The organism is Pseudomonas sp. SLFW (genome assembly GCF_009905615.1).
In the GTDB taxonomy this organism is placed as follows: Bacteria; Pseudomonadota; Gammaproteobacteria; order Pseudomonadales; family Pseudomonadaceae; genus Aquipseudomonas; species Aquipseudomonas bambusae.
The window spans coordinates 239,114-265,015 of sequence record NZ_JAAAKW010000002.1 but is presented as its reverse complement, the minus strand read 5'-3'; the positions used below and the strand labels follow the sequence as shown (position 1 = coordinate 265,015).

The 25,902-nt window shown below is 60.5% G+C and carries 27 protein-coding genes; 17 read left to right on the top strand and 10 right to left on the bottom strand.

What is annotated here, in order from left to right:
• Positions 1–21: 21 nt before the first annotated feature.
• Positions 22–744, bottom strand: coding sequence for a ribonuclease PH (gene rph, locus GVN17_RS04540; RefSeq protein ID WP_166594039.1), 723 nt, complete (start codon positions 742–744; stop codon positions 22–24).
• A gap of 287 nt (positions 745–1,031) precedes the next feature.
• Here rph and GVN17_RS04535 point away from each other — a divergent pair, with 287 nt between their 5' ends.
• The 6 genes from GVN17_RS04535 (at position 1,032) to GVN17_RS04510 (ending at position 6,435) form a co-directional block, all read left to right on the top strand.
• Complete coding sequence (locus GVN17_RS04535) at positions 1,032–1,895, top strand: YicC/YloC family endoribonuclease (protein WP_166594038.1); 864 nt, start codon at positions 1,032–1,034, stop codon at positions 1,893–1,895.
• Between the two features lie 13 nt (positions 1,896–1,908).
• Entirely contained in the window at positions 1,909–2,529 is a 621-nt protein-coding gene (gmk, locus tag GVN17_RS04530; protein ID WP_166594277.1) for a guanylate kinase, read from the top strand.
• A 265-nt stretch (positions 2,530–2,794) separates the two neighbouring features.
• Positions 2,795–3,058, top strand: a complete 264-nt coding sequence (gene rpoZ, locus GVN17_RS04525) for a DNA-directed RNA polymerase subunit omega (RefSeq protein WP_004887180.1) — start codon at positions 2,795–2,797, stop codon at positions 3,056–3,058.
• Positions 3,059–3,118: 60 nt separating this feature from the next.
• Positions 3,119–5,227, top strand: a complete 2,109-nt coding sequence (gene spoT / locus GVN17_RS04520; protein WP_166594037.1) for a bifunctional GTP diphosphokinase/guanosine-3',5'-bis pyrophosphate 3'-pyrophosphohydrolase — start codon at positions 3,119–3,121, stop codon at positions 5,225–5,227.
• Positions 5,228–5,250: 23 nt separating this feature from the next.
• Complete coding sequence (locus tag GVN17_RS04515) at positions 5,251–5,631, top strand: RidA family protein (RefSeq protein ID WP_166594036.1); 381 nt, start codon at positions 5,251–5,253, stop codon at positions 5,629–5,631.
• 66 nt (positions 5,632–5,697) lie between these two features.
• Positions 5,698–6,435: a hypothetical protein gene (locus GVN17_RS04510; protein ID WP_166594276.1), complete on the top strand. Its 738-nt coding sequence runs from the start codon at positions 5,698–5,700 to the stop codon at positions 6,433–6,435.
• A gap of 156 nt (positions 6,436–6,591) precedes the next feature.
• Here GVN17_RS04510 and GVN17_RS04505 read toward each other — a convergent pair whose 3' ends face one another.
• Positions 6,592–7,452, bottom strand: coding sequence for an SDR family oxidoreductase (locus GVN17_RS04505; protein WP_166594035.1), 861 nt, complete (start codon positions 7,450–7,452; stop codon positions 6,592–6,594).
• A gap of 211 nt (positions 7,453–7,663) precedes the next feature.
• Here GVN17_RS04505 and exbB point away from each other — a divergent pair, with 211 nt between their 5' ends.
• The 6 genes from exbB to GVN17_RS04475 all read left to right on the top strand — a co-directional run bounded on the left by exbB (position 7,664) and on the right by GVN17_RS04475 (position 14,386).
• Positions 7,664–8,632, top strand: a complete 969-nt coding sequence (gene exbB, locus GVN17_RS04500) for a tonB-system energizer ExbB (protein WP_166594034.1) — start codon at positions 7,664–7,666, stop codon at positions 8,630–8,632.
• Positions 8,633–8,635: 3 nt separating this feature from the next.
• Entirely contained in the window at positions 8,636–9,061 is a 426-nt protein-coding gene (gene exbD, locus GVN17_RS04495; protein WP_166594033.1) for a TonB system transport protein ExbD, read from the top strand.
• Positions 9,058–9,801: an energy transducer TonB gene (locus tag GVN17_RS04490; protein WP_166594032.1), complete on the top strand. Its 744-nt coding sequence runs from the start codon at positions 9,058–9,060 to the stop codon at positions 9,799–9,801. Before exbD ends, GVN17_RS04490 begins: the two co-directional genes overlap by 4 nt.
• 91 nt (positions 9,802–9,892) lie before the next feature.
• On the top strand, positions 9,893–10,822 hold the full coding sequence (locus GVN17_RS04485) for a hydrogen peroxide-inducible genes activator (protein ID WP_166594031.1): 930 nt from the start codon (positions 9,893–9,895) through the stop codon (positions 10,820–10,822).
• Between the two features lie 8 nt (positions 10,823–10,830).
• On the top strand, positions 10,831–12,906 hold the full coding sequence (gene recG / locus GVN17_RS04480) for an ATP-dependent DNA helicase RecG (protein WP_166594030.1): 2,076 nt from the start codon (positions 10,831–10,833) through the stop codon (positions 12,904–12,906).
• 85 nt (positions 12,907–12,991) lie between these two features.
• Positions 12,992–14,386: an aminoacyl-tRNA deacylase and HDOD domain-containing protein gene (locus GVN17_RS04475; protein ID WP_166594029.1), complete on the top strand. Its 1,395-nt coding sequence runs from the start codon at positions 12,992–12,994 to the stop codon at positions 14,384–14,386.
• Between the two features lie 165 nt (positions 14,387–14,551).
• Here the strand turns inward: GVN17_RS04475 and GVN17_RS04470 are convergent, their stop codons facing one another.
• The 4 genes from GVN17_RS04470 to GVN17_RS04455 form a co-directional block, all read right to left on the bottom strand.
• Positions 14,552–14,929 (bottom strand): SCP2 sterol-binding domain-containing protein, encoded by a 378-nt coding sequence (locus tag GVN17_RS04470; protein ID WP_166594028.1) that lies wholly within the window; start codon positions 14,927–14,929, stop codon positions 14,552–14,554.
• Positions 14,930–15,137: 208 nt separating this feature from the next.
• Positions 15,138–15,413 (bottom strand): HU family DNA-binding protein, encoded by a 276-nt coding sequence (locus tag GVN17_RS04465; protein WP_166594027.1) that lies wholly within the window; start codon positions 15,411–15,413, stop codon positions 15,138–15,140.
• A gap of 188 nt (positions 15,414–15,601) precedes the next feature.
• A complete protein-coding gene (locus GVN17_RS04460) occupies positions 15,602–16,750 on the bottom strand; it encodes an NAD(P)/FAD-dependent oxidoreductase (RefSeq protein ID WP_166594026.1) in 1,149 nt (382 codons plus the stop codon).
• Positions 16,751–16,782: 32 nt separating this feature from the next.
• The gene (locus GVN17_RS04455; protein ID WP_108236219.1) at positions 16,783–16,950 is read right to left on the bottom strand and encodes a rubredoxin; all 168 of its coding nucleotides are present in this window, start codon (positions 16,948–16,950) and stop codon (positions 16,783–16,785) included.
• A gap of 201 nt (positions 16,951–17,151) precedes the next feature.
• On the opposite strand from GVN17_RS04455, the gene GVN17_RS04450 reads away from it, so the two are divergent.
• Both GVN17_RS04450 and ubiA read left to right on the top strand, forming a co-directional pair.
• Positions 17,152–17,727 (top strand): chorismate lyase, encoded by a 576-nt coding sequence (locus GVN17_RS04450; protein WP_178115699.1) that lies wholly within the window; start codon positions 17,152–17,154, stop codon positions 17,725–17,727.
• The gene (gene ubiA, locus GVN17_RS04445; RefSeq protein WP_166594025.1) at positions 17,727–18,617 is read left to right on the top strand and encodes a 4-hydroxybenzoate octaprenyltransferase; all 891 of its coding nucleotides are present in this window, start codon (positions 17,727–17,729) and stop codon (positions 18,615–18,617) included. The genes GVN17_RS04450 and ubiA overlap by 1 nt, the downstream gene beginning before the upstream one ends.
• Before the next feature lie 34 nt (positions 18,618–18,651).
• Here ubiA and GVN17_RS04440 read toward each other — a convergent pair whose 3' ends face one another.
• The gene (locus GVN17_RS04440; RefSeq protein ID WP_166594024.1) at positions 18,652–19,032 is read right to left on the bottom strand and encodes a hypothetical protein; all 381 of its coding nucleotides are present in this window, start codon (positions 19,030–19,032) and stop codon (positions 18,652–18,654) included.
• Between the two features lie 171 nt (positions 19,033–19,203).
• Here GVN17_RS04440 and phoB point away from each other — a divergent pair, with 171 nt between their 5' ends.
• The 3 genes from phoB (at position 19,204) to GVN17_RS04425 (ending at position 22,685) form a co-directional block, all read left to right on the top strand.
• Positions 19,204–19,893, top strand: coding sequence for a phosphate regulon transcriptional regulator PhoB (gene phoB, locus GVN17_RS04435; protein ID WP_062379821.1), 690 nt, complete (start codon positions 19,204–19,206; stop codon positions 19,891–19,893).
• 51 nt (positions 19,894–19,944) lie between these two features.
• On the top strand, positions 19,945–21,246 hold the full coding sequence (gene phoR / locus GVN17_RS04430; RefSeq protein WP_166594023.1) for a phosphate regulon sensor histidine kinase PhoR: 1,302 nt from the start codon (positions 19,945–19,947) through the stop codon (positions 21,244–21,246).
• 98 nt (positions 21,247–21,344) lie between these two features.
• Entirely contained in the window at positions 21,345–22,685 is a 1,341-nt protein-coding gene (locus tag GVN17_RS04425; RefSeq protein WP_166594022.1) for a hemolysin family protein, read from the top strand.
• Positions 22,686–22,825: 140 nt separating this feature from the next.
• Here the strand turns inward: GVN17_RS04425 and GVN17_RS04420 are convergent, their stop codons facing one another.
• The 3 genes from GVN17_RS04420 to phoU form a co-directional block, all read right to left on the bottom strand.
• Positions 22,826–23,734 carry a M23 family metallopeptidase gene (locus tag GVN17_RS04420; protein ID WP_166594021.1) on the bottom strand — a complete coding sequence of 303 codons (909 nt, stop codon included), beginning with the start codon at positions 23,732–23,734 and terminating at the stop codon, positions 22,826–22,828.
• Between the two features lie 323 nt (positions 23,735–24,057).
• A complete protein-coding gene (locus tag GVN17_RS04415) occupies positions 24,058–24,954 on the bottom strand; it encodes a response regulator (protein ID WP_166594020.1) in 897 nt (298 codons plus the stop codon).
• Between the two features lie 184 nt (positions 24,955–25,138).
• Positions 25,139–25,897: a phosphate signaling complex protein PhoU gene (gene phoU / locus GVN17_RS04410; protein WP_166594019.1), complete on the bottom strand. Its 759-nt coding sequence runs from the start codon at positions 25,895–25,897 to the stop codon at positions 25,139–25,141.
• Between the last annotated feature and the right edge of the window lie 5 nt (positions 25,898–25,902).

Here is a 25,902-nt window from a genome sequence, read left to right as displayed (position 1 = left end):
AAAAAACCGCGCTTGTAGCGATCAGTCTGCCAATGCGGCTTTTTGCAATTCGAAGATTTCGTTCATGCCCTTCTGCGCCAAGGCCAGCATGGCGTTCAGGTCTTCAGGCTGGAACGGCGCGCCTTCGGCAGTGCCTTGAACCTCGATGAAACCGCCTGCGCTGGTCATGACCACGTTCAGGTCAGTTTCGGCAGCGGAGTCTTCGAGGTAGTCCAGATCCAAAACGGGCTCACCCTGGTACATGCCAACAGAAACGGCAGCGATCATCTGCTTCAGCGGGTCGCCGCCCTTGAGACCACCGCGCTTCTTGATGGTTTTCAGTGCATCGACCAGCGCCACCATGGCACCCGTGATGGACGCCGTGCGAGTGCCGCCGTCGGCCTGAATCACGTCGCAGTCCACGTACAGGGTGATGTCGCCCAGCTTGGACATGTCCAGCGCGGCGCGCAGAGAACGGCCGATCAGCCGCTGGATTTCCAGCGTACGTCCGCCTTGTTTCCCCTTGCTCGCTTCGCGCTGGTTACGCTCGCCGGTCGAACGCGGCAGCATGCCGTACTCGGCGGTCAGCCAGCCTTGGCCCTGGCCTTTGAGAAAACGCGGGACGCCGTTTTCGACGCTGACGGTGCAGATCACCTTGGTGTCGCCGAACTCGACCAGCACAGAACCCTCGGCGTGCTTGGTGTAGTTGCGGGTGATGCGGATCAAGCGGAGCTGATCGGCAACGCGACCACTTGGACGTTTCATCTGGGATACCTGTGCTGAGACGGAAAACTGACGTGCATTATAGGGGCGCACGCCCTGCCTTGGGACATCTTGTAACGCTTCAATGATGATTGGCGTACGCCCAAGGTTACAGAAAGGCGCTGTAAGGCAGCGAAACAGCGACATTCTTTCACGGCTGCGACACTGCCACATTTGGGCGCGCCCCCTGCTCTGAGCTACAATCTTGCGCCTTTATAGCCTGCCGTTTCTTCACGGCAACTTCGGGCGGCACATCGCCCCGTACGCCTGACTTTTTAGAGGTATTCCCCATGGTGCACAGCATGACGGCTTTCGCCCGTGCCGAACGAGCCGGCACCCAAGGCACGCTGAGCTGGGAATTGCGCTCGGTCAATCATCGTTATCTCGAACCCCATCTGCGCCTGCCGGAATCCTTCCGCGATCTGGAAGGGGCCGTACGTGAAGCGCTCCGCCAAGGGCTGTCTCGCGGCAAGATCGAATGCACCTTGCGCTTTACCGAAGAAACGGCCGGCAAGCCGCTGCAAGTGAACCGCGAGCGCGCCAGTCAACTGGTGGCTGCCGCTGAAACCGTCGCCAGCCTGATCAAACAGCCCGCAGCGCTGAACCCGCTGGAAGTCCTGGCCTGGCCCGGTGTTCTGGTGGCCGACGCGGCCGACCCGCAGGCGCTCAACAACGACGCATTGGCCCTGTTCAATGAAGCGCTGGACGAACTGAAAGCAGGCCGCGCTCGCGAAGGCGCCGATCTGGCCAAACTTCTCGACGAACGGCTGACATCGATCAAGACCGAAGTCGCTACCCTGCGCACCCTCGTGCCCCAGATGCTCGCCACCCAACGCCAGAAAGTGCTTGATCGCTTTGCCGACATGAAGGCCGAGCTCGATCCGCAGCGTCTGGAACAGGAGATGGTGCTGCTTGCGCAGAAGAGCGACGTCGCCGAAGAGCTCGACCGCCTGAGCACCCATGTCACCGAGGTGCGCCGCGTGCTCAAGGCCGGCGGACAGGCGGGGCGTCGGTTGGATTTTCTGATGCAGGAACTCAACCGCGAAGCCAACACACTGGGCTCCAAAGCCTTCGACCCTCGCAGCACACAAGCCGCGGTCAACCTGAAGGTGTTGATCGAGCAGATGCGCGAACAAGTGCAGAACATTGAGTAAGGCCAACCACGACATGACCCACAGCACCGGCACTCTCTACATCGTTTCCGCCCCTTCGGGCGCGGGCAAGACCAGCCTGGTCAAAGCCCTGATCGATGCGCAGCCACAGATCCGCGTCTCCGTTTCCCACACCACGCGGGCCATGCGTCCGGGTGAGATGGACGGCGTGAATTACCACTTCGTCGACCGCGCCGAGTTTGTGCGGATGATCGAGCACGGCGATTTTCTCGAACAGGCGGAAGTGTTCGGCAACCTCTACGGCACCTCGCAAAGCCGTCTCCAGCAGACACTGGACGAAGGCCATGACCTGATTCTGGAAATCGACTGGCAGGGCGCCGAGCAAGTGCGCAAGCTGTTGCCCCACGCCCGCTCGATCTTCATTCTGCCGCCGACTCAACAGGCGCTGCGTCAGCGTCTGACCAACCGCGGCCAAGACAGTGACGACATCATCGAAGGCCGCATGCGTGAAGCGGTCAGCGAGATGAGCCACTATGTCGAGTACGACTACATCGTCATCAACGACGATTTCGCGACCGCGCTGGAAGACTTGAAAGCCATCTTCCGCGCCAACCTGCTGAGCAATGAGCATCAACAACAGCGTCACGCCGGGCTGTTGTCACAGTTGCTCGCATAATCACACCACTGCCCGCGTGGTGACACCGCGAACCTGTAGGGGTGAGCTTGCTCGCGATGCGTCAGATCAGGCACTGCATTCGCCTGATGGATAGCTATCGCGAGCAAGCTCACTCCTACAGGGGCCGTTTGAAACGCATCGAAAAAGCACCAAAACCGACCGCCTGTGGCGTGCCGCTTGAAGCTTGTGGCCGTCCACTTGTAAACTACCGAGTCCGCTCGCCCATCCGGGCACCGCGCATACGCATTTGCTACGAGGAATACCCATGGCCCGCGTGACCGTTGAAGACTGCCTGGAACATGTAGATAACCGCTTTGAGCTGGTCATGCTCGCCACCAAACGTTCGCGTCAACTGGCGACCGGCGGCAAAGAGCCAAAGCTGGCCTGGGAAAACGACAAGCCTACCGTTGTTGCCCTGCGCGAAATCGCAGCGGGCCTGATGGATTACGCTGTCATTGCAGAAGCTGAAATCGTTGAAGATGAACCACTGTTCGCTGCGTTCGAGGACGAGTCCAACGAGGCCGTCTAAGCCTATGCCCGGTCGACGTAGCAACGCGCAGGGTCACCCGCTTCGGCAAGGAGTTCTCCCTTGCCGAGCATAGACGCCCTCGCCGATCGCCTGTCGACCTACCTCGGCACTGATCAGGTCAATCTGGTCCGCCGAGCGTACTTCTACGCCGAACAAGCCCACGACGGCCAGCGCCGTCGCAGCGGCGAGCCTTACGTCACGCATCCGCTGGCGGTGGCCAATATCCTTGCCGACATGCACATGGACCATCAGAGCCTGATGGCTGCGATGCTGCATGACGTGATCGAAGACACCGGTATCGCCAAGGAAGCGCTCTGTGCGCAGTTCGGCGAAACCGTGGCCGAACTGGTCGATGGCGTCAGCAAACTGACCCAGATGAACTTCGAGACCAAGGCCGAAGCGCAAGCTGAAAACTTCCAGAAGATGGCCATGGCCATGGCCCGCGACATTCGCGTGATCCTGGTCAAGCTCGCCGACCGCCTGCACAACATGCGCACCCTGGAAGTGCTGTCTGGCGAAAAACGCCGACGCATCGCTAAAGAAACCCTCGAAATCTACGCCCCCATCGCCAACCGCCTTGGCATGCACAGCGTGCGGATCGAATTCGAAGACCTGGGTTTCAAAGCCATGTACCCCATGCGCTCGTCGCGCATCGGTCAAGCCGTCAAACGTGCGCGCGGCAACCGCAAGGAACTGGTCAACAAGATCGAAGAGTCGCTGAGCCACTGCCTCGCGGTGGACGGTATCGAAGGCGAAGTCAGCGGGCGGCAGAAACACCTCTACGGTATCTACAAGAAGATGCGCGGCAAGCGTCGGGCCTTCAACGAAATCATGGACGTCTACGCGTTCCGGATCATCGTAGACAAGGTCGACACCTGCTACCGCGTGCTGGGCGCTGTACATAATTTGTACAAACCGCTGCCGGGGCGCTTCAAGGACTACATTGCGATTCCCAAAGCCAACGGCTATCAGTCGTTGCACACCACATTGTTTGGTATGCATGGCGTGCCCATCGAAATCCAGATCCGCACCCGCGAGATGGAAGAGATGGCCAACAACGGCATCGCCGCGCACTGGCTGTACAAATCGTCGGGCGACGAGCAGCCGAAAGGCACCCACGCCCGCGCACGTCAGTGGGTCAAGGGCGTGCTGGAAATGCAGCAACGCGCCGGCAACTCGCTGGAATTCATCGAGAGCGTGAAAATCGACCTGTTCCCGGACGAGGTCTACGTGTTCACGCCGAAAGGCCGGATCATGGAGCTGCCCAAAGGCTCCACGGCGGTCGACTTCGCTTACGCTGTACACACCGACGTCGGCAACAGCTGCATTGCCTGTCGGATCAACCGTCGTCTGGCGCCACTGTCCGAACCGCTGCAAAGCGGCTCGACCGTCGAGATTGTCAGCGCTCCGGGCGCACGTCCGAACCCGGCCTGGCTCAACTTCGTGGTTACCGGCAAAGCGCGCACGCACATTCGTCACGCCCTCAAACTGCAACGCCGCTCCGAGTCCATCAGCCTGGGCGAACGCCTGCTGAACAAGGTGCTGAACGGCTTCGACAGCACGCTGGACAAGATTCCGAACGAGCGCCTGCAACTGATCCTCGCCGAATACCGGGTCGAGGTCATCGAAGACCTCCTCGAAGACATCGGCCTGGGTAACCGCATGGCCTATGTCGTCGCTCGCCGCTTGCTGGCCAGTGAAGGCGAAGAGCTGCCGAGCGCCGAAGGGCCGCTGGCGATTCGCGGCACCGAAGGCCTCGTGCTCAGCTACGCCAAATGCTGTACGCCAATTCCGGGCGACCCGATCGTGGGCCACTTGTCGGCGGGCAAAGGCATGGTCGTGCACCTGGACAACTGCCGCAACATCAGTGAAATCCGCCACAACCCGGAAAAATGCATCCAGCTGTCCTGGGCCAAGGACGTCACCGGCGAATTCAATGTCGAGCTGCGGGTCGAGCTGGAGCATCAGCGCGGGCTCATTGCCCTGCTGGCGAGCAGCGTCAACGCGGCCGATGGCAACATCGAGAAAATCAGCATGGACGAACGCGATGGTCGTATCAGCGTGGTCCAACTGGTGGTCAGTGTGCACGACCGCGTGCACCTGGCCCGAGTGATCAAGAAACTGCGCGCCCTTACCGGCGTGATCCGCATCACCCGCATGCGCGCGTAGCCAACCGCCAACAGGAGTTTTTCATGAGCAAGACCGTCATCTCCAGCGACAAAGCCCCTGCCGCCATCGGCACGTATTCTCAGGCGATCAAAGCTGGCAATACCGTCTACATGTCCGGCCAGATTCCTCTGGACCCGAAAACCATGGAACTGGTCGAAGGCTTCGAAGCCCAGACCGTTCAGGTGTTCGAAAACCTTAAGGCCGTGGCCGAAGCCGCAGGCGGTTCGTTCAAGGACATCGTCAAGCTGAACATCTTCCTGACCGACCTGAGCCACTTCGCCAAGGTCAACGAAATCATGGGCAAATACTTCGAACAGCCTTACCCGGCCCGTGCTGCCATCGGCGTTGCCGCGCTGCCACGTGGCGCCCAGGTCGAAATGGACGCTGTGCTGGTCATCGAGTAAATCTCTCGCGGAGCGCCTACACGCTCCGCCACCCTCTCAGAGCAACGGAAGGACTCCGCCATGCGTATGCGCGTCGCGTTCGCTTTCTCGCTGCTGGCCGCAATGCTGACCGGTTGCGCCAGCCACTCCAACAAAACCCCCGAGGGTGTCTGGATTAACCAGGCCGCTATCGATGCTGCAGCCGAAGGTGGCAATCTGCGTCAATCGCTGCTGGCGTATGGGCCGACGCTGGAGTGGAATATCAACACAGCAGCGGGTCAGGCAACGTCCTACAACGGCTTTGAGCTGACCGAGGGCAAGATTGCCAAGGACCCGAAAGGCGACTGGAAGGTCAACGTCTACGGCAGCGCTTCCGACGATTTGAAGCTCAAAGGTGATGAGCTGGTGCAGGCTGCCAGTGACACCGGCCCTGAGCAGCATTTTCGCACTCCCAGAGAAGCCGCTCCAGCAGGCGCCCAACCGGGGACAAGCTTTGAACGTGCGCTCTACACCGCTTATCTGGGCGGCAAATGGACCATCGTTAACGGCGACGGCCAAGGCAGCGTCGTCGAATTCGAACCCGACGGCAGCGTGAGTGGATTGCCGGGCAATGACCGTTATGCGCTGTGTCTGGCAGGCGACTGCGCGGCCATGAGCGGCGAATACGACAGCATGTGGCTGGAGAAAAACGAGCGCGGCAACCCGTGGGTGTTCGTGCGCCAAGGCAAACAGCTGGAAATCTTCCAGGCGGTGAACAATGCCCAGGCGACCGAAATGCCGGACCTTCGTCCGGGCGAGCGGCACTGGGTGCTGGAGAAGAATTAGCCTCGATCGCCTACTAGGCGGTGTCCGACGCTAGAGCGGACCCACCTGTGGGAGCGAATTCATGCGCCAAAATCTCCCAGCCGATAGAGATGTATCGTCTGGGGTCGACCATTCGCAAATGAATTCGCTCCTACAATGCTGAGTTCACGTTGGCTGTTACGAGGCTTCCCCCGCCAACAGCGCCTCATACCCCTCTTTATAACTCGCGTACTGCGGCACCCAGCCCAGCGCTCTTGCCCTGGCGTTGCTGCAACGTTTGCTGCCGGTGCGGCGGACGGTGTTTTCGTCCGACCACTGCGTAACGCCCAACCGCTCACGCATCCAGTCCACTACCTCCGCCAATGGCGCGGGGGCATCGTCGACACCGATGTAGCAGTCCTCCAGCACCCTCCCGTCAGCATCGGCCTGGAGCAGAAACGCCAACAGATTCGCTGCATCATCGGCGTGAATCCGGTTGCCATACAAAGGCGGCTCGACAGCCACGCTGTAGCCCTGACGTACCCGGTTCATCAAATCACTGCGACCCGGCCCGTAAATGCCGGTGAGACGGACGACACTCGCAGGCCAGCCGCTGGTGAGCGCCACCTGTTCAGCCTCGCGCATGATCTGTCCGGAAAATCCTGAAGCCTCGGCTGGAGAGGTTTCGTCAATCCATTCCCCATGCTGCTGCCCATACACACTGCTGCTTGATACGAACAGCACCCGCCGTGGTTTCTGCCCGCTGCGCGCGATCCAGCCCAGCACGTTGCGCAATCCCTGCACGTACGCCGCCCGGTAACCCGCTTCATCCCGCTCCGTGGGAGTTGCGCAATACACCAGATAATCGATTCGCCCTTCAGGCCATTGCTCCGGAATCCGCGCATCGAACAGATCACCACTGACGCCCCGTACGCCTTGCGGCAATTTCGCCACGTTCCTGCGCAGTCCATGCACCGACCATCTCTGTTGCAGCAACCGGGAGGCCAGACGCCCTCCGATGTCGCCACATCCGGCAATCAAAACGGATGGCGTTGCCATGACAATCTCCACATCAAAAATAGGTTTGAGCCCATGATTCCGGGCCAAAAAGCGACCACCGGGACGCGTTCGTGTTAAAAAAAGATACTCTATTACTTTTGTTAACAAGAATTACTTGCAATAATACCGGCCCTTTGTTCTCCTCCGCTCGCCTCGCGCCAGCGCGACGCACTTAGAACGAAACACCTTTTCAATATCAGGTCGGGCCAGCATGACACGCACTCAATCCCCCGCTTCCCCCACTATGTCTTCAGGTCTGCCACGCGCAGTTCGCGCACTCGCAGCGGTGTTGTTCAGCCTGATGCTGACACCCATTGCCTTCGCCGACTCCAATGCCCCCGCGCAAACGCCTGCCGTGCAATCGGCCGCGCCAACCGCCACCCCAGTGGACACCTCGGCGGCGCCTGCCGTTCAAGACCCTGCCGCACCGACCGAGTCGCTTGAAGCCGCTGCACAAGACAACAGCCTGGGTATGTCCCATGACCTGTCGCCGTGGGGCATGTACAAAAACGCCGACATTGTCGTCAAAGCCGTGATGATCGGCCTGGCCATCGCCTCGATCATCACGTGGACCATCTGGATCGCCAAAGGCTTCGAACTGCTGGGCGCGAAGCGTCGCCTCAAGGGCGAAATCGCCGCCCTCAAACGCGCGCGTACTCTGGACGAAGCCAGCGCCGGTGCCAAGAAGCAAGGCACGCTCGCCAATCTTCTGGTTCATGACGCCCTCGAAGAAATGCACCTGTCGGTGAACAGCCGCGAACGCGAGGGCATCAAGGAACGCGTCAGCTTCCGTCTGGAGCGTCTGGTTGCCGCGTGCGGTCGCAACATGAGCATGGGCACCGGCGTACTCGCCACCATCGGTTCCACCGCGCCGTTCGTGGGCCTGTTCGGCACCGTGTGGGGCATCATGAACAGCTTCATCGGCATCGCCAAGACTCAGACCACCAACCTCGCCGTCGTAGCGCCGGGTATCGCCGAAGCCCTGCTCGCTACGGCACTGGGTCTGGTCGCCGCGATTCCGGCGGTGGTGATCTACAACGTCTTCGCCCGCTCCATCGCAGGCTACAAGGCGCAAGTGTCCGATGCGTCGGCGCAGGTTCTGTTGCTCGTCAGCCGCGATCTGGATCACCAGCCCGCCGTTGAACGTGCCCAACAGCCGCACATGGTAAAAATGGGGTAAACCATGGGCCTGCATCTTAACGAAGGTGGCGATGACCTCGCCGAGAACCACGAAATCAACGTGACGCCGTTCATCGACGTCATGCTGGTGCTGCTGATCATCTTCATGGTGGCGGCGCCGCTGGCCACGGTCGACATCAAGGTTGACCTGCCCGCCTCCACGGCGAAACCCGCGCCCCGACCCGAAAAGCCAGTGTTCCTGAGCGTCAAGGCCGACCAGAGCCTGTACCTGGGCGACGAAAAGGTCGCTCGCGAGCAGATCGGTCAGGTGCTGGACGCCAAGACAAAAGGCAAGAAGGACACGACGATCTTCTTCCAGGCCGACAAAGGCGTGGATTACGGCGATCTGATGGAGGTGATGAACCTTCTGCGCGGCGCCGGTTACCTGAAAGTCGGCCTGGTGGGTCTTGAGACGGTTGGTAAGAAATGATCAATACGCGCCAAAAACTGACGCGCTATAGCGGTAGTCTGTTGTTGGTGCTGGCGGTCCACGCCGTGGCGATTCTCGTCGCCCTGCGGTGGTCCTCTCCGCAGGCCGTCGAACTGCCACCGGCCGCGATGATGATCGAGCTGGCGCCTGTTCCCGAGCCAGCACCGCCGCCACCGCCGAAAGTCGTTCAACCGCCGCAGCCCCCTGCGCCTGAAGAGCAACTGCCGATTCCGCCTATCGCCGAAGCGCCAAAACCCGAAATCGCGATTCCGAAACCGGTCAAGCCGAAGCCCAAGCCTCAGCCGCCGAAACCGGTGAAGAAGGTCGAGCCGCCGAAGGAAGAGAAGCCTGCCGATGAAAAACCGGTAGACACTCAGCCGTCCAACGCCAAGCCGGAAAAATCCGCCGCCCCGGAACAGGCCCCGCCTGCGCCGCCGAGCACCGCATTGCCGAGCTGGCAGGGCGACCTGCTGCGTCACCTGAGCAAATTCAAGAAGTACCCGGAAGACGCGCGTCGTCGCGGCATGCAAGGCATCAACCGTTTGCGCTTCGTCGTCGATGGTGAAGGTCGCGTGCTGTCGTACGAAATCGCGGGGGGTTCGGGCAGTGCGGCACTGGATCGGGCGACGCTGGAAATGATCCGTCGCGCTCAGCCGCTGCCCAAGCCGCCACCGGAATTGCTCAACAACGGCACGCTCGAAGTCGTTGCGCCGTTCGTTTACTCGTTGGATAAACGCTGAAACGACGTTTTTACAATGACAGAGTGCCTGATAACGTGCGTCTATCGATTGCACCCGCTATGCTGGGGCCGCAACTTCATGGACGCACGCTATGACCCTCACAGAATTGCGCTATATCGTTACCCTCGCTCAAGAGCAGCATTTCGGCCACGCGGCCGAGCGGTGCCATGTCAGCCAGCCGACGCTGTCGGTGGGCGTGAAGAAGCTGGAAGATGAACTCGGTGTGCTGATTTTCGAGCGCAGCAAGAGTGCGGTACGTCTTACGCCGGTTGGCGAGGGCATCGTGGCTCAGGCACAGAAGGTGCTCGAACAAGCTCAAGGCATCCGTGAACTCGCCCAGACCGGCAAGAACCAACTGACCGCCCCGCTCAAAGTCGGCGCGATTTACACCGTCGGGCCTTACCTGTTCCCTCATCTGATTCCGCAACTGCATCGGGTCGCCCCGCAAATGCCGTTGTACATCGAAGAGAACTTCACTCACGTGCTGCGCGACAAGCTGCGCAACGGCGAACTCGACGCGATCATCATCGCTCTGCCGTTCAACGAAGCCGACGTGCTGACCATGTCGCTGTACGACGAGCCGTTCTACGTGCTGATGCCGGCCGACCACGCGTGGACCCAGAAAGCCACCATCGACGCTTCGGCGCTGAACGACAAGAGCCTGCTGCTGTTGGGCGAAGGCCATTGTTTCCGCGATCAGGTCCTCGAAGCCTGCCCGACGCTGGTCAAGGGCGGCGACAGCGCCAAGCACACCACGGTCGAATCCAGTTCGCTGGAAACCATCCGTCACATGGTTGCGTCGGGGCTTGGGGTTTCAATTCTGCCGATGTCCGCTGTGGACAGTCACCACTACGCGCCTGGCGTGATCGAGGTCCGTCCGCTGTCGCCACCTGTGCCGTTCCGCACAGTGGCCATCGCTTGGCGTGCCAGTTTCCCACGGCCTAAAGCCATCGAAATCCTGGCTGACTCGATCCGCCTGTGCTCGGTTGCGCGCCCTAAAGCCCAGGCCGAAGCGAGCTAAGTGGCGGTATGACTGAGCTGTCCCACGTCTCGGTCACGGCGCTCAAGGGCGTCGGCGAGGCCATGGCCGAAAAGCTGGCGAGGGTCGGCCTGGAAAACATTCAGGACGTCCTGTTTCACTTGCCCCTGCGCTATCAGGATCGCACCCGTGTCGTGCCCATCGGCGCGTTGCGGCCGGGGCAGGACGCGGTGATCGAAGGGGTGGTCAGCGGCGCTGACGTGGTGATGGGCAAGCGTCGCAGCCTGTTGGTGCGATTGGGTGACGGCACAGGCGTGCTGAGCCTGCGTTTCTATCACTTCAGCAACGCGCAGAAAGACGGCCTCAAGCGTGGCACCCACGTGCGCTGCTACGGCGAAGCGAGGCCCGGCGCGTCGGGGCTGGAAATCTATCACCCGGAATACCGCGCCATCACCGGTGAAGAGCACGTCGCCGTGGAGCAGACGCTCACGCCGATTTATCCCCTGACCGAAGGCCTCACACAGCAGCGATTGCGCCAGTTGTGCCAGCAAAGCCTCGGCATGCTCGGCCCGAAAAGCCTGCCTGACTGGCTCCCCGACGAGCTGGCGCGGGACTACCAACTCGCCCCGCTGTCGGACGCCATACATTATCTGCACCACCCACCGGCAGACGCCGATGTCGAAGAACTCGCACTCGGCCATCACTGGGCCCAGCACCGGTTGGCCTTCGAAGAACTGCTGACGCACCAATTGTCCCAGCAACGCCTGCGCGAAAGCCTGCGCTCCCAGCGCGCCCCCGCCCTGCCCCTGGCTAAAAAGCTACCGAAGCAGTTTCTGGCGAACCTCGGCTTTCCACCGACGGGGGCCCAGCAGCGGGTCGGCAAGGAAATCGCCTACGACCTCAGCCAGCAGGAACCCATGCTGCGGCTGATTCAGGGCGATGTGGGCGCGGGCAAGACCGTTGTCGCGGCCCTCGCTGCGTTGCAGGCCCTGGAAGCGGGTTATCAAGTCGCACTGATGGCGCCGACCGAGATTCTCGCCGAGCAGCACTTCATCAATTTCACCCGCTGGCTCGAACCCTTGGGCATTGAAACCGCGTGGCTGGCAGGCAAGCTCAAGGGCAAGGCTCGGGCTGCGTCGCTTGAACAGATCGCCAACGGTGCGCCCATGGTGGTCGGGACCCATGCGTTGTTTCAGGACGAAGTGCAGTTCAAGAACCTGGCCTTGGTGATCATCGACGAGCAGCACCGCTTTGGTGTGCAACAGCGTCTGGCCCTGCGCAAGAAAGGCGTCGGCGGTCGGATGTGCCCGCACCAGCTGATCATGACGGCGACACCCATCCCGCGCACGCTGGCGATGAGCGCTTACGCGGACCTCGACACGTCGATCCTTGATGAGCTGCCGCCCGGTCGGACGCCAGTCAACACCGTGCTGGTGGCTGACAGCCGCCGGATCGAAGTCGTCGAACGTGTTCGAAACGCCTGCGCTGAAGGGCGCCAGGCTTACTGGGTGTGCACGCTGATCGAAGAATCTGAAGAGCTGACCTGCCAAGCCGCCGAGACCACGTTCGAAGAACTGACCAGTGCCCTTGGCGAACTCAAGGTGGGGCTGATCCACGGTCGCATGAAGCCGGTCGAGAAAGCCGCCGTCATGGCCGAATTCAAACAAGGCCATTTACAGTTGCTGGTCGCCACCACTGTGATCGAGGTCGGTGTGGACGTGCCCAACGCCAGCCTGATGATCATCGAAAACCCCGAGCGACTGGGACTGGCGCAATTGCACCAATTGCGCGGACGAGTGGGACGCGGCAGTGCAGCCAGCCATTGCGTGCTGTTGTACCATCCACCTCTGTCGCAGATCGGCAAACAGCGATTGGGGATCATGCGCGAGACCAACGACGGTTTCGTGATTGCGGAAAAAGACCTCGAACTACGCGGCCCGGGCGAGATGCTCGGTACGCGACAAACAGGCCTGCTGCAATTCAAGGTCGCCGACCTGATGCGAGATGCTGATCTGCTGCCGGCAGTCCGAGACGCTGCCCAGGCATTGCTCGAACGCTGGCCAGCACACGTGAGTCCGTTGCTGGAACGCTGGTTGCGCCACGGCCAGCAATACGGGCAAGTGTGAAGTGGTCGGCAATCGGAACGTGTCTCACCTATAGAACAACCAAGCTGGTTATACTTCAGCAATTGTAGGAATCTGGATACAGGCCATGACAGAAGTTGCCCAAATCGACGCAACCCAACACGCCCCGTCTGTCATTCGACAGTTGCTTGGCAAAGCTGCCATCAACTTCCGCGAAGTCATGGACGACGACACACTTCCCACTGCGCAAAAGGTGCAGGCCATCTTGGCCCATGACACCGTCGGCGCGCTGCTGGTCCTGTTTCCGCAAAACCAACTGCTGGACCTGAATCGCATTACCGAGCTGACCGGCCGCAAACTGACAGCGGTTTCGCAGGATCATCTGGACCAGATGCTCAGCAAGAACAACCTGCGCAGCCTGCCTGCCCTTCCCGCCTTGACCAGCTCACCGTGCCTGTACGACGAACGCCTCCTGCTGGAGCCGACCGTACTGATCGAGTCTGGCGAGCCGGGTTTGTTGCTGGAAATCAGCAGCGATGACTTCAAGACGCTCCTGAGCAAGGCCAGCGCCGCCACGTTTGGCCACCTGGTCTCGACCGTCACGCCGAACCTCAAGCGCCCGGACGACGACCGCGAGGAAATCACCAAAGCCGTGCAGAACTTCACTGCGCGCCGCATCCAGCAGCGCTTGGAAGCGACCGTGGAAATCCCGCCGCTGGCCGACACCGCGCAGAAGATCATCAAGCTGCGGGTCGACCCGGATGCCACGATTGATGACATCACCGGCGTCGTCGAAACAGACCCAGCGCTGGCCGCCCAGGTGGTGAGCTGGGCCGCGTCGCCCTATTACGGCTCGGCAGGCAAGATTCGCTCGGTTGAAGATGCCATTGTTCGCGTGCTGGGTTTCGATCTGGTGATCAACCTGGCCTTGGGCCTGGCGCTGGGCAAAACCCTGGAATTGCCGAAGGATCACCCGCAGCACGCGACGCCGTACTGGCAGCAGTCGATCTACACAGCAGCGGTCATCGAGGGCCTCACCCGTGCAATGCCACGCGCAGAGCGTCCTGAGAGCGGCCTGACCTACCTGGCGGGCTTGCTGCACAATTTCGGTTACCTGCTGCTGGCCCACGTGTTCCCGCCGCACTTTTCGCTGATCTGTCGCCAGATCGAGGTCAACCCGCACCTGCACCACAGTTTCGTGGAACAGCACTTGCTGGGCATTACCCGCGAGCAGATCGGTGCGTGGCTGATGCGCAATTGGGACATGCCCGACGAGCTGGCCACAGCCCTGCGCTTCCAGCACGACCCGCATTACGACGGCGAACACCACAAGTACGCCAACCTGGTATGTCTGGCGGTGCGATTGCTGCGCAAGGAAGGCATCGGGTCTGGCCCGATGGAAAGCATTCCGGATGAGCTGTTCGAGCGTCTGCAATTGCCGCGCGAAAAAGCTGAAGACGTGGTGCAGAAAGTGCTGGAAGCCGAAGTGTTGCTACGCGAGTTGGCGTCGCAGTTTCATTAAGCCGAATACTTGCTGCGCCCTACATACTGTAGGAGCGCGGCTTGTCCCGCGATCTGTCGGGCACCGACAGTAAAACCGGCAGACTCTGACTGTCTGAGAGACCGCATCAGCTGATTTCACGGCGACTGCGTCCCCGATCGCGGGACAAGCCACGCTCCTACAGAATTACGCCTTCTTCTTCCTCGGCTTCAAATACTTCGTCAGGCCCTGAAACCACATCACCAGTCCGGTGTTGCCGGTGACCTGAATGTTCTTGTCCTGAATCCCCTGCATGAACGCCAACTGCTTGTTCTTCGCCTGCATCGTGGCGAAACCGTAGGCGGCATCCCTGAACGAAATCGCAAAGGCGGGCGCGGCCACCGCGCCACGCTGGCTGCTGACGCGCTGATCGCGCACCACAAAATGCCGTGCAACCTTGCCATCCTGCGTCTGCAACTGAAACGTCAGGTCTTTGCCCGCCAGTTGTTGCTGAAAAGCCGGGTTAGTGCGACTGGCGCGCGCCATCAACAGGCCCAGCATCCAGAGAAGAAAGCGAAACTTCATGTTCAAGGCCTCTACCGACACGTGCGAATACAGCGTTGAGCGCCAGTGTAGCGAGCTTGAAGACGAGGTGAACGAGCAGAACCTGCTGGTCGCAAAATGGCGGGATAGACAGCGCTCCGTATATCGCGGGCAATAAAAATGGGCATCCCGCTTTTGCAGGTATGCCCATTGGCTGCCGTTCGCCTTCCGCAAGGCGTCCAGCGATTTATTACGGGTTAACAGTGTCTTTCAGAAGCTTGCCTGGCTTGAACGCTACGGTGTTGCTTGCTTTGATTTTCACCGGCTCGCCCGTCTGCGGGTTTTTACCCGTGCGTGCGCCACGATGGCGTTGCAGGAAAGTGCCGAAGCCCACGAGGGTGACGCTGTCCTTTTTGTGCAAGGCGTTGGTGATTTCGTCCAGGACGGCATTGAGGACGCGATTGGCTTGTTCTTTGGTGAGATCTGCTTTTTCAGCAATAGCGGCTGCGAGTTCTGGTTTACGCATATGAAGCCTCTTTTACGGTTTTTTGTTTTTATGTCCCGTGCGGCCCTGGCGGGCAGCGAGCAGGTGCCGCGACGGCTCTACGTAGCGGCAGACCGGAATGAGGATGGCATGCTGCAGAATCCCGCGCCAGTGCAGGAGCGACGTTTGTAGCAACAAAAACGTGCCTTATCCGACAGAACGACAAGTATTTACGCCAAGAGTGGCGGGAGTGCCTTGTTGAGCGCCAGTTTGTCCACCACCGCCGCCCCGGTGAGCGCGTAGCCCAGCAGGTTGCCGCTCGCGTCGTGGCACAGCGCCTTGATGTCAGCGCCTTGCCCTTCGACGCTCCAGATGCCTTCCAGCCCTTTTGGCACCGGCGAAACCACCAGCGGGCAAACGGGGGTTTTGACGGTGACCGGCATCGGGCCGTACTTCACGGCAGTTGGCGTCCCGGCGAGGGTTTGTGCCAACGCACGGGCGCAACTCATCAGTGGCATCACATACAGCAAGTTGAGGCCATCGACTTCGGCGCAATCGCCCAGCGCATAAATGTTGGCGTGAGAAGTTTTAAGGTGACGATCGACCACCACGCCGCGCCCGATCTCAAGACCCGCTGCCGCCGCGAGGTCGACACGCGGGCGCAACCCAATGGCCGAAACCACCAGATCGCACTGCAACACTTCGCCATCGGACAGGTGCGCTTCGAGGCCGTCTTCAGTCCGGGTCAGGCGGCTCAATACGGGTCCCAAATGGAAACGCGCACCGAGACTTTCCAGCCCTGCCTGCACGGCAGCCGCAGCCGCTGGATGCAGCAAGGTCGGCATGACTTGCTCGCACGGCGCGACCAAGTCGACCTCGTAACCGCCAAGAATCAGGTCGTTGGCGAACTCGCAGCCAATCAGGCCAACGCCCAGAATCAGCACGCGACGCTTGCCCGACGCGGCTGCACGAAAACGCGCGTAGTCTTCCAGATCGTTGATCGGGAAGATCGCATCGCTCGCGTCACCTTCGACTGGCACGCGCACGGTTTCCGCGCCCCACGCCAGGATCAGGTCGCGGTAGTGAACCGACTCTTCGCCGATCCACAGGCGTTTGTGGCCGGGGTCGATGCCGCTGATGCGGGTGTGGGTGCGCACTTCGGCCTTTAATTGCTCGGCCATCGCGCCGGGTTCGGCCATGCTCAGTCCGTCGGCTTCCTTGTTCTTGCCAAACCCGGTGGAGAGCATGGGCTTGGAATAGGAACGACCGTCATCGGCGGTGATCAGCAACAGCGGGGTTTCGCCATCGAGCTTGCGAAATTCGCGGGCGAGGTTATAGCCCGCCAGGCCAGTTCCGATGATCACCACAGGCGCGTTCATTCATTTCTCCAAAGTCAGTCAGAAAACAAAAATCAGGCGATTTCGATCATCTCGAAATCCATCTTGCCGACCCCACAATCAGGGCACAGCCAGTCTTCCGGCACGTCTTCCCAGCGGGTACCGGGTGCAATGCCGTCATCGGGCCAACCGTCGGCTTCGTTGTAAATCAGGCCACAGACAATGCATTGCCACTTTTTCATCAGTCGGTTCTCTCGGTTCTCAGGCTGGACGGGCCCAGACGTTTGGCGGTCGTCGCACTTTTTCGAATGGGTCAGGGCGTTTTACTGATCGGAGGGCGATGACGCAAGTTTCATCGACGCTTATGGCCCGCTCCGGTCGTCGGCCAGAATCGTCAATCATGCTAAGCTCGCCGCCTCGATTGCTGCCAATATCTGCTCACTGTGATCCAGCAAAATCCTGCATGCCCCTCCCCTCACTGGCTGTCGCGTGATCAACTGATCGAAGCGCCTGACACCGTCGTCCTCGAATGGCTGTTCCACGAAGACTCCCTGACCCGCCGCCTGACCCGGCTCTCTCACGATGGCTTTAGCGTCATGCCGTTGTTCGAGGGCTGGCAACGTCTGCGTGCCGACGAATGCGCGGCGTTGGACTTGCCCGATGGCAGCGAAGGCTGGGTGCGAGAGGTTTACCTGCTGGGTCATGGCGAAAAATGGGTGTTCGCCCGCAGCGTGGCCGGTCGTGCCGCGCTGGAGCGGGACGGTCTGCACATGGATGAACTGGGCACGCGCTCGCTGGGCGAATTGTTGTTCAGCGACCGCGCGTTCGCACGCGGCCCATTGCAAATCTGCCAATACCCCGCGCCATGGCTGCCCGACGCCGATGTCGCGCCCGGTCTCTGGGGGCGACGCTCATGCTTCAGCCGCGGCCCGTTGAGCATTCTGGTGGCTGAAGTGTTTTTGCCGACGGTCTGGCACGCCATCCATCACATTGCCGATTCCCATCAGGAGCGCCGCTGATGTACCTGTCGCTGCTCAAAGCCCTCTCCCGGCTGCACCCTCGCGCGTGGGACTTCATTCAACTGATGCGCATCGAGAAGCCGATCGGCATTTACCTGCTGCTGTGGCCGACGCTGTGGGCGTTGTGGATCGCGGGCAAAGGCTCGCCGTCGCTGGGTAATGTGCTGATTTTCGTGATCGGCGTGTTTCTGATGCGTGCTGCAGGCTGCGTGATCAATGACTTCGCGGACCGCAAGGTCGATGGTCACGTCAAACGCACCGAGCAACGCCCGCTGGTGAGTGGCAAAGTCACGTCGAAGGAAGCGCTGGCGCTATTCGCGATTCTGGTGGCGCTGAGTTTTGGTCTTGTCTTGCTGACCAACGCCACCACGATCTGGCTGTCGTTTGGCGGCCTGGCGCTGGCGGCAACCTACCCATTCATGAAGCGCTACACCTATTACCCGCAAGTGGTGCTGGGGGCGGCGTTTTCGTGGGGCATGCCGATGGCGTTCACGGCGCAGACCGGCGATCTGCCTGCTGCCGCATGGCTGCTGTACATCGCCAATCTGCTGTGGACCGTGGGCTACGACACCTATTACGCGATGACCGACCGCGAAGACGACTTGAAGATTGGCGTGAAATCCACGGCGGTGCTGTTCGGCGATGCGGACCGGGTGATCATCCTGACGCTGCAGGGCCTGGCGCTGTTCTGCCTGATGCTGGCCGGCTCACGTTTCGAGTTGGGCCTGTATTTCTTCCTCGGCCTGCTGTTGGCCGCCGGGTGTTTCGCCTGGGAGTTCTGGTCGACGCGGGACAAAGACCCGCAAGCCTGTTTCAAAGCCTTTCTACATAACCACTGGGCGGGATTGGCGATCTTCGTCGGAATTGTCGTGGACTACGCGCTGCGCTGACCCGTTGCGGGACAGCGCAGGTTCAAGCCTCAGATCAAGGCTTGGCCACGTGCCAGACGTCGCCCTTGCCATCGCCGGTTTTGTCACCCTCGGCTTTGTCGGCCTTGAAGGTGTACAGCGGTTTGCCTTTATAGACCCACTGGGAAGCGCCGTCGTCACGCTTGATGATGGTCCAGTCACCCTCGGCTTTATCGCTGGCGCTGGCGGTCAACGGTGGCCAGTTGGTCGCGCACTGATCGTTGCACACCGACTTACCGGCTGAGGTGTCTTTGTCGAAGGTGTAGAGGGTCATGCCTTTGTGGTCTGTCAGCACGCCCCCAGTGGTCATTGCCGGCGCGGCAGCGAACGCCAGGCCGGACGAGGCCACGGCAGCAGCGGCCAGAAGGCTCATGAATGCGGAAGAAATTTTAGCCATCGGTACATCCTCTTTTTGTTCGTCGATATTTAGACATTTGTTGTAGGACAGGACCGACAGTCTAGCGCGAGGCCAGACATCCCGCCTCATTCGAACTAACCTGTCACACGACTGCAATAATTCCGTTATCTAATGCGCCCCAAGACAGTTAAATGACATGAGGTTCGAGGCATGGTTGGCAGGAGCATTCTGATCGTCGACGACGAAGCGCCGATTCGCGAGATGATCGCCGTCGCACTGGAAATGGCCGGCTATGACTGCATGGAGGCAGAGAACTCTCAACAGGCTCACGCCGTCATCGTCGACCGCAAACCCGATTTGATTCTGCTCGACTGGATGCTGCCTGGCACTTCCGGCATCGAGCTGGCGCGCCGTTTGAAGCGCGACGAGCTGACCGGCGACATCCCGATCATCATGCTCACCGCCAAAGGCGAAGAGGACAACAAGATCCAGGGGCTTGAAGTCGGCGCCGATGATTACATCACCAAGCCTTTCTCCCCCCGCGAACTGGTCGCGCGCCTCAAGGCCGTGCTGCGTCGTGCGGGTCCGAACGACGGCGAGTCGCCGATCGAAGTTGGCGGTCTGCTGCTCGACCCGATCAGCCACCGCGTGACCATCGACGGCAAGCCTGCTGAGATGGGTCCGACCGAATACCGCCTGCTGCAATTCTTCATGACGCACCAGGAGCGGGCCTACACCCGCGGGCAACTGCTCGATCAGGTCTGGGGCGGCAACGTTTATGTTGAAGAGCGCACCGTGGACGTTCATATCCGTCGTCTGCGCAAAGCCCTCGGCGATGCCTATGAAAATCTGGTACAAACCGTCCGCGGTACTGGCTACCGTTTCTCCACCAAAAGCTGAGCACGCTTTTGGGAGCGGATTCGCCATTCGCTGAAAACAAGGACGCGTTAATTGAATCACAACTGGCATGGCACCCTGATCCGCCATCTGCTGCTATTGGTCACGGCCGCACTGCTGGCCGGGCTGATCAGTGGGCATTACGGCGCGTGCCTGGCTGTCGCTCTGGGTCTGTACCTGGCCTGGACCCTCAAACAATTGCTGCGCCTGCACGACTGGTTGCGCCATCACAAACCCGACGAGCCGCCGCCTGACGGTTACGGCCTGTGGGGCGACGTCTTCGACAGCATTTATCACCTGCAACGCCGCGACCAACGCGTGCGGGGGCGTCTGCAAGCGGTCATCGATCGCGTGCAGGAGTCCACGGCAGCACTGAAAGACGCGGTGATCATGCTCGACAGCGATGGCAACCTGGAATGGTGGAACCGCGCTTCTGAAACCCTCCTGGGCCTGAAAACCCCTCAAGACAGCGGTCAGCCGGTCACCAACCTCGTGCGCCACCCGCGCTTCAAGGAATATTTCGAGCAAGCCAATTACGCCGAGCCGCTGGAGATTCCATCGCCGGTGAATGACCGCTTGCGCATTCAGATGCTGATCACCCGCTACGGCAACAACGAGCACCTGATGCTGGTGCGCGATGTCACCCGCCTTCATCAGTTGGAACAGATGCGCAAGGACTTCGTCGCCAACGTGTCCCATGAGCTGCGCACGCCGCTGACGGTGATCTGTGGTTATCTGGAAACCCTGCTCGATAACGCCGAAGACGTGAACCCTCGCTGGCTGCGTGCGTTGCAGCAGATGAACCAGCAAGGTGGCCGCATGCAGACCCTGCTCAACGACCTGCTGTTGCTGGCGAAGCTCGAAGCCACCGATTACCCGTCGGACAACCAGCCCGTGTCGGTCCCCGCCCTCCTGCAATCCATTACCAGTGACGCGCAGGCGTTGTCCGGCAGCAAGAATCAGCAGATCACGCTGGATATCGAAGACCACGTGAACCTCAAAGGCAGCGAAGCGGAGTTGCGAAGCGCGTTCTCCAACTTGATCTTCAATGCCGTGAAATACACCCCCGCCGACGGCAGGATACGCGTGCGCTGGTGGGCTGACGGACGTGGCGCACACCTGAGCGTCCAGGACTCGGGCATCGGCATCGATCCCAAGCACATCCCACGCTTGACCGAGCGTTTCTACCGTGTTGATTCCAGCCGTGCTTCAAATACGGGCGGCACCGGATTGGGGTTGGCCATCGTCAAGCACGTGCTGTTGCGCCATCGGGGCGCAATGGAGATCAACAGTGTGTTGGGCAAAGGCAGCGTATTTATCTGCAACTTCGCTCCCGCGCAAATGACCAAGCCCTAGCAAAGCACGTGGATAGCCGCTAAATTGCTGCGCTTATGCCCCCGATTCGTGGGGGTTTATGACGTCCCTTATCAAAACGGAACCTGCAAAACTCCATCATGGACCCTTCCCCTGGTATTAGCCTCGCTTCGATTTTCGCCGACTTCGGCATGATTCTCTTCGCAATGATTCTGGTCCTGCTCAACGGCTTCTTCGTTGCGGCAGAGTTCGCCATGGTCAAACTGCGCTCTACACGCGTGGAAGCCATTGCCGAGAAAAACGGCTGGCGCGGCCGCATCCTGCGCACGGTTCACAGTCAACTCGATGCCTACCTCTCGGCCTGTCAGCTGGGCATCACCCTCGCCTCCCTTGGCCTGGGTTGGGTCGGTGAACCTGCGTTCGCGCATTTGCTGGCGCCGCTGCTGGAAATGCTGGGCGTGAATTCGCCGGAAGTCGTCAAAGGCGTGTCGTTCTTCACCGCCTTCTTCGTGATTTCGTACCTGCACATCGTGGTTGGCGAACTGGCGCCCAAGTCTTGGGCCATTCGCAAACCAGAGCTGCTGTCGCTGTGGACGGCGGTGCCGCTGTACCTGTTCTACTGGGCCATGTACCCGGCGATTTACCTACTCAACGCCAGCGCCAACGGTATCCTGCGCATTGCAGGCCAGGGCGAGCCTGGCCCGCATCACGAGCACCATTACAGCCGCGAAGAGCTCAAGCTGATCCTGCACTCCAGCCGGGGCCAGGACCCGAGCGACCAAGGCATGCGTGTGCTGGCGTCAGCCGTGGAAATGGGCGAGCTGGAAGTGGTGGACTGGGCAAACTCCCGCGAAGACCTCGTCACGCTGGATTTCAACGCACCGCTCAAGGAAATCCTCGCGCTGTTCCGCCGCCACAAGTTCAGCCGCTATCCGGTGTACGACGCCGAGCGTGGCGAATTTGTCGGCCTGCTGCACATCAAGGACCTGCTGCTGGAACTGGCGGCGCTGGATCACCTTCCGGAAGCGTTCGACCTCGCTGAGCTGACCCGTCCGCTTGAGCGCGTGTCCAAACACATGCCGCTGTCGCGCCTGCTGGAGCAGTTCCGTCAGGGCGGCGCGCACTTTGCGCTGGTCGAGGAAGCCGACGGCAAGGTGATCGGCTACCTGACCATGGAAGACGTGCTGGAAGTGCTGGTGGGCGACATTCAGGACGAACACCGCAAGGCCGAGCGCGGCATCCTCGCGTACCAACCGGGCAAACTGCTGGTGCGGGGCGACACGCCGCTGTTCAAGGTCGAGCGGCTGCTGAGCATCGATCTGGACCACGTCGAGGCCGAAACCCTTGCCGGCCTGATTTACGACAGCCTGAAGCGCGTGCCTGAGGAAGAGGAAGTCATGGAAGTCGAAGGGCTGCGCATCATCATCAAAAAGATGAAGGGCCCGAAGATCGTGCTGGCGAAGGTGTTGAAGCTGGATTGATGTAAGCCCGAACGATATGGAAAACCTGTGGGAGCGAATTCATTCGCGACGCGGCGACACATCCGACGGGGATGTGTTGGCTTCACCGGCCTCTCGCGAATGAATTCGCTCCTACAGAGACACGCCCCGCCGCACCAGTATCAATTCCCGCCAATCGCAAAATTCGGCAGGCTCTGCACTGGCTGGGCGAATTCGTAGGGGATTGACTCCAGCGCCAGCCCGACGTTGCGCTGCACCACGAAATGCAGGTGCGGCCCAGTGCTGTTGCCGGTGTTGCCGGAAAGCCCCAGTGGCGTGCCCACCACGATGCGCTGCCCTTCCTTCACGCTGACCGACCCTTGCTTCAAATGCAGGTACACGCCCATCGTCCCGTCGTCGTGAAGGATGCGCACGAAGTTGCCTGAGGGGTTCGCGCCTCGGCCTGTCTGGCTGTTCTCGGTCTTGATCACGGTCCCGCTGCGCGCGGCGATGATCTGTGTGCCTTCCGGCATGGCGATGTCGATGGCGTAGCGGCTTCTCGCACCCACATGGCTGTAGGCGCCGTTGGGGCCCTGGCTGATGCGGAATGGCCCGCCGACCCACGGCAGCGGATAACGATACCCTCCCACGTTGCTCACAAGGCCCCGCTGCGGGTCGCCGACAATCGAGCGCAAGCTCGGCTTGTAGGCCATGGCCTTGCTCGGGATTTGCGGGCTGAGGGCGATCAGCCGTTCGTTGCTGCGGGCGGGAATCGTGCGGCGAATGACCTGATCGGCGACGCCAACGACGTTCTTCACGCCTGACAGCTTCAGCTCGATTTCCACCGGCGCATACAGGTCGTTGCGCACGTAAAGACTGTCGGTGCCTTTGGCTTTTTTGACGTTCAGGCGTACCTGACTGTCGATGTGCTCGACCATGCGCTCGCGCAGCTTCATCACCTGGGCGCCTTTGACGGGTTGGTCGGTAAACGAGACCACGCCGTTGGCGTCGGTGAATCGATAAATGGTGATGGCGGAGGCCGACTGCGCAGCCAGCAGCAATGCACACACGACCAGCAAGCGCTCTAACATCGGGATAGGCCTGGCGTAAGGGACGATTGGCGCCCAGCCTAGCAGCGAAGCCGATAGAACGGGACTTATCCGTATCAATCGGCAATAGACGAAGCGTCAAGGAAATCGCGTCAGGGTCAGGCGCGAAGGGTTTTGCAATTTCTATGCTGAGTTGGGAATGCGTTTGGTCAGCTTGTCGGGCTGCAACGACTCTGTGGGAGCGAATTCATTCGCGATGCAATCGTACAGCCGATACATCTGCTGCGACCGCACCGGCCTTTCGCGAATAAATTCGCTCCCACAGGTTTTGTGACCGTCCTGTAATTGCGGTCAGTTGGATTTACTTACGCCCCAGGCACGAAGTGCTTGAGCGCTGTGCCGCGAGCAATCAGGCGCGACAGGTAGTCGAGCTTCTGGGTGTCTTGGTCGACGAAGCGGAAAGTCAGTTGCAGCCAGTCACTGTCTGGTTTCTGTTCGAACGCGGCGATGGCGTGCAGGTACCCGTTCAACCGCGCCACTTCGGCGTTCTCGCCCTGTTCCAGATCGAGCACGGCGCTGTCCAGAATCTGCGGCAGGGTTTCACTGCGGCGTACGACCAGCGACGCCTCTTTCAGCGTCAAGGCCTTGATCACGCATTGCTGAGTGCCGCTGGACAGACGCAACTGGCCCTGACCACGGCCGGTGGGCTCAGTCGACGCCGCGGCCGGAGCGGCGGGCCTGATCAACGGTTGCGTCGGAGCAGACACCGCTGGCGTCGCGGACACGACTTCCGGACGATTGCCCGTCAGCGCGCTTAGAGAGTCGTTGGCGAACGCCGCTGCAGCACGAGCCGGGCCGGACGACATCAAGGCCTCCAGCTTGCCGACCTTGTGCAGCGCCTTCTTCACTTTCGTCAGCAACTGTTCATTGGTGAACGGCTTGCCGATGAAATCGGAAACGCCCGCCTGAATCGCCTGAATGACGTTTTCCTTGTCACCACGGCTGGTCACCATGATGAACGGCATGCCTTTCAGGCTTTCTTGCTGACGGCACCAGGTCAGCAATTCAAGCCCGGACATCTCGGGCATTTCCCAATCGCACAACACCAGGTCGAAGACCTCTTTGGTCAGCAGGACCTGAGCTTTTCGGCCATTGACTGCGTCTTCCAGCGTGACGCCGGGAAAGGCGTTACGCAGCCCTTTCTTAACCAGGTCGCGGATGAACGGCGCGTCATCCACCACCAATACACTGACTTTACTCATCGACGCTCCTGATGGCGTGTTCACCGCAAATGGCGAGCATATCGCTGGCTGGTGGCCAACTGCCAAAATTGTTTGACGACACCGGGACATTTATTCGCGGGTGACAGAAAATAGGCGGCCTGAAAGGACTGAATCCCCCAAAAAAAACGCCCGGCGTTCGCCAGGCGTTTTTTCTCAGGCAATCTTACTTATCGTCAGGCGAGGCCGGAACATTAGGTATTTCGGCGGACAGACCTTCGACTTCTTCCTGCATGCGCTTCAGACCCAAGTGACGCACATCGGTACCGCGCACCAGATAGATCACCAGCTCCGAGATGTTACGAGCGTGGTCGCCGATACGCTCCAGCGAACGCAGGACCCAGATCACGTTGAGCACGCGAGAAATCGAGCGCGGGTCTTCCATCATGTACGTGACCAGCTCACGCAGCGCGGTCTTGTACTCGCGGTCGATGGTCTTGTCGTACTTCGCGACCGACAGCGCCAGATCGGCGTCGAAACGGGCGAACGAATCGAGAGCGTCACGGACCATTTTGCTCACCTGGTCACTGATGTGGCGCACTTCCACATAACCGCGTGGCGACTCGCCTTCTTCGCACAGCTGAATGGCGCGACGGGCGATCTTGGTGGATTCGTCACCGATGCGCTCCAGGTCGATGACCGACTTGGAGATGCTGATGATCAGACGCAGGTCGGAAGCGGCAGGCTGACGACGGGCCAGAATGCGCAGGCACTCTTCGTCGATGTTGCGCTCCATCTGGTTGATGCGATCGTCGACTTCGCGAACCCGTTGGGCCAGGCCCGAATCGGCTTCGATCAGCGCGGTGACCGCGTCATTGACCTGCTTCTCGACCAGGCCACCCATTTCCAGCAGGTGGCTGCGAACCTCTTCCAGTTCAGCGTTGAACTGCTGGGAGATGTGATGTGTGTGGCTGTCTTTGATCATGCTGA

Coding starts and splice junctions, on each gene's coding strand:
- rph (WP_166594039.1), bottom strand. CDS start 744: ATGAAACGTCCAAGTGGTCGCGTTGCCGATCAGCTCCGCTTGATCCGC.
- GVN17_RS04535 (WP_166594038.1), top strand. CDS start 1,032: ATGGTGCACAGCATGACGGCTTTCGCCCGTGCCGAACGAGCCGGCACC.
- gmk (WP_166594277.1), top strand. CDS start 1,909: ATGACCCACAGCACCGGCACTCTCTACATCGTTTCCGCCCCTTCGGGC.
- rpoZ (WP_004887180.1), top strand. CDS start 2,795: ATGGCCCGCGTGACCGTTGAAGACTGCCTGGAACATGTAGATAACCGC.
- GVN17_RS04515 (WP_166594036.1), top strand. CDS start 5,251: ATGAGCAAGACCGTCATCTCCAGCGACAAAGCCCCTGCCGCCATCGGC.
- GVN17_RS04510 (WP_166594276.1), top strand. CDS start 5,698: ATGCGCGTCGCGTTCGCTTTCTCGCTGCTGGCCGCAATGCTGACCGGT.
- GVN17_RS04505 (WP_166594035.1), bottom strand. CDS start 7,452: ATGGCAACGCCATCCGTTTTGATTGCCGGATGTGGCGACATCGGAGGG.
- exbB (WP_166594034.1), top strand. CDS start 7,664: ATGACACGCACTCAATCCCCCGCTTCCCCCACTATGTCTTCAGGTCTG.
- exbD (WP_166594033.1), top strand. CDS start 8,636: ATGGGCCTGCATCTTAACGAAGGTGGCGATGACCTCGCCGAGAACCAC.
- GVN17_RS04490 (WP_166594032.1), top strand. CDS start 9,058: ATGATCAATACGCGCCAAAAACTGACGCGCTATAGCGGTAGTCTGTTG.
- GVN17_RS04485 (WP_166594031.1), top strand. CDS start 9,893: ATGACCCTCACAGAATTGCGCTATATCGTTACCCTCGCTCAAGAGCAG.
- recG (WP_166594030.1), top strand. CDS start 10,831: ATGACTGAGCTGTCCCACGTCTCGGTCACGGCGCTCAAGGGCGTCGGC.
- GVN17_RS04475 (WP_166594029.1), top strand. CDS start 12,992: ATGACAGAAGTTGCCCAAATCGACGCAACCCAACACGCCCCGTCTGTC.
- GVN17_RS04470 (WP_166594028.1), bottom strand. CDS start 14,929: ATGAAGTTTCGCTTTCTTCTCTGGATGCTGGGCCTGTTGATGGCGCGC.
- GVN17_RS04465 (WP_166594027.1), bottom strand. CDS start 15,413: ATGCGTAAACCAGAACTCGCAGCCGCTATTGCTGAAAAAGCAGATCTC.
- GVN17_RS04460 (WP_166594026.1), bottom strand. CDS start 16,750: ATGAACGCGCCTGTGGTGATCATCGGAACTGGCCTGGCGGGCTATAAC.
- GVN17_RS04455 (WP_108236219.1), bottom strand. CDS start 16,950: ATGAAAAAGTGGCAATGCATTGTCTGTGGCCTGATTTACAACGAAGCC.
- ubiA (WP_166594025.1), top strand. CDS start 17,727: ATGTACCTGTCGCTGCTCAAAGCCCTCTCCCGGCTGCACCCTCGCGCG.
- GVN17_RS04440 (WP_166594024.1), bottom strand. CDS start 19,032: ATGGCTAAAATTTCTTCCGCATTCATGAGCCTTCTGGCCGCTGCTGCC.
- phoB (WP_062379821.1), top strand. CDS start 19,204: ATGGTTGGCAGGAGCATTCTGATCGTCGACGACGAAGCGCCGATTCGC.
- GVN17_RS04425 (WP_166594022.1), top strand. CDS start 21,345: ATGGACCCTTCCCCTGGTATTAGCCTCGCTTCGATTTTCGCCGACTTC.
- GVN17_RS04420 (WP_166594021.1), bottom strand. CDS start 23,734: ATGTTAGAGCGCTTGCTGGTCGTGTGTGCATTGCTGCTGGCTGCGCAG.
- GVN17_RS04415 (WP_166594020.1), bottom strand. CDS start 24,954: ATGAGTAAAGTCAGTGTATTGGTGGTGGATGACGCGCCGTTCATCCGC.
- phoU (WP_166594019.1), bottom strand. CDS start 25,897: ATGATCAAAGACAGCCACACACATCACATCTCCCAGCAGTTCAACGCT.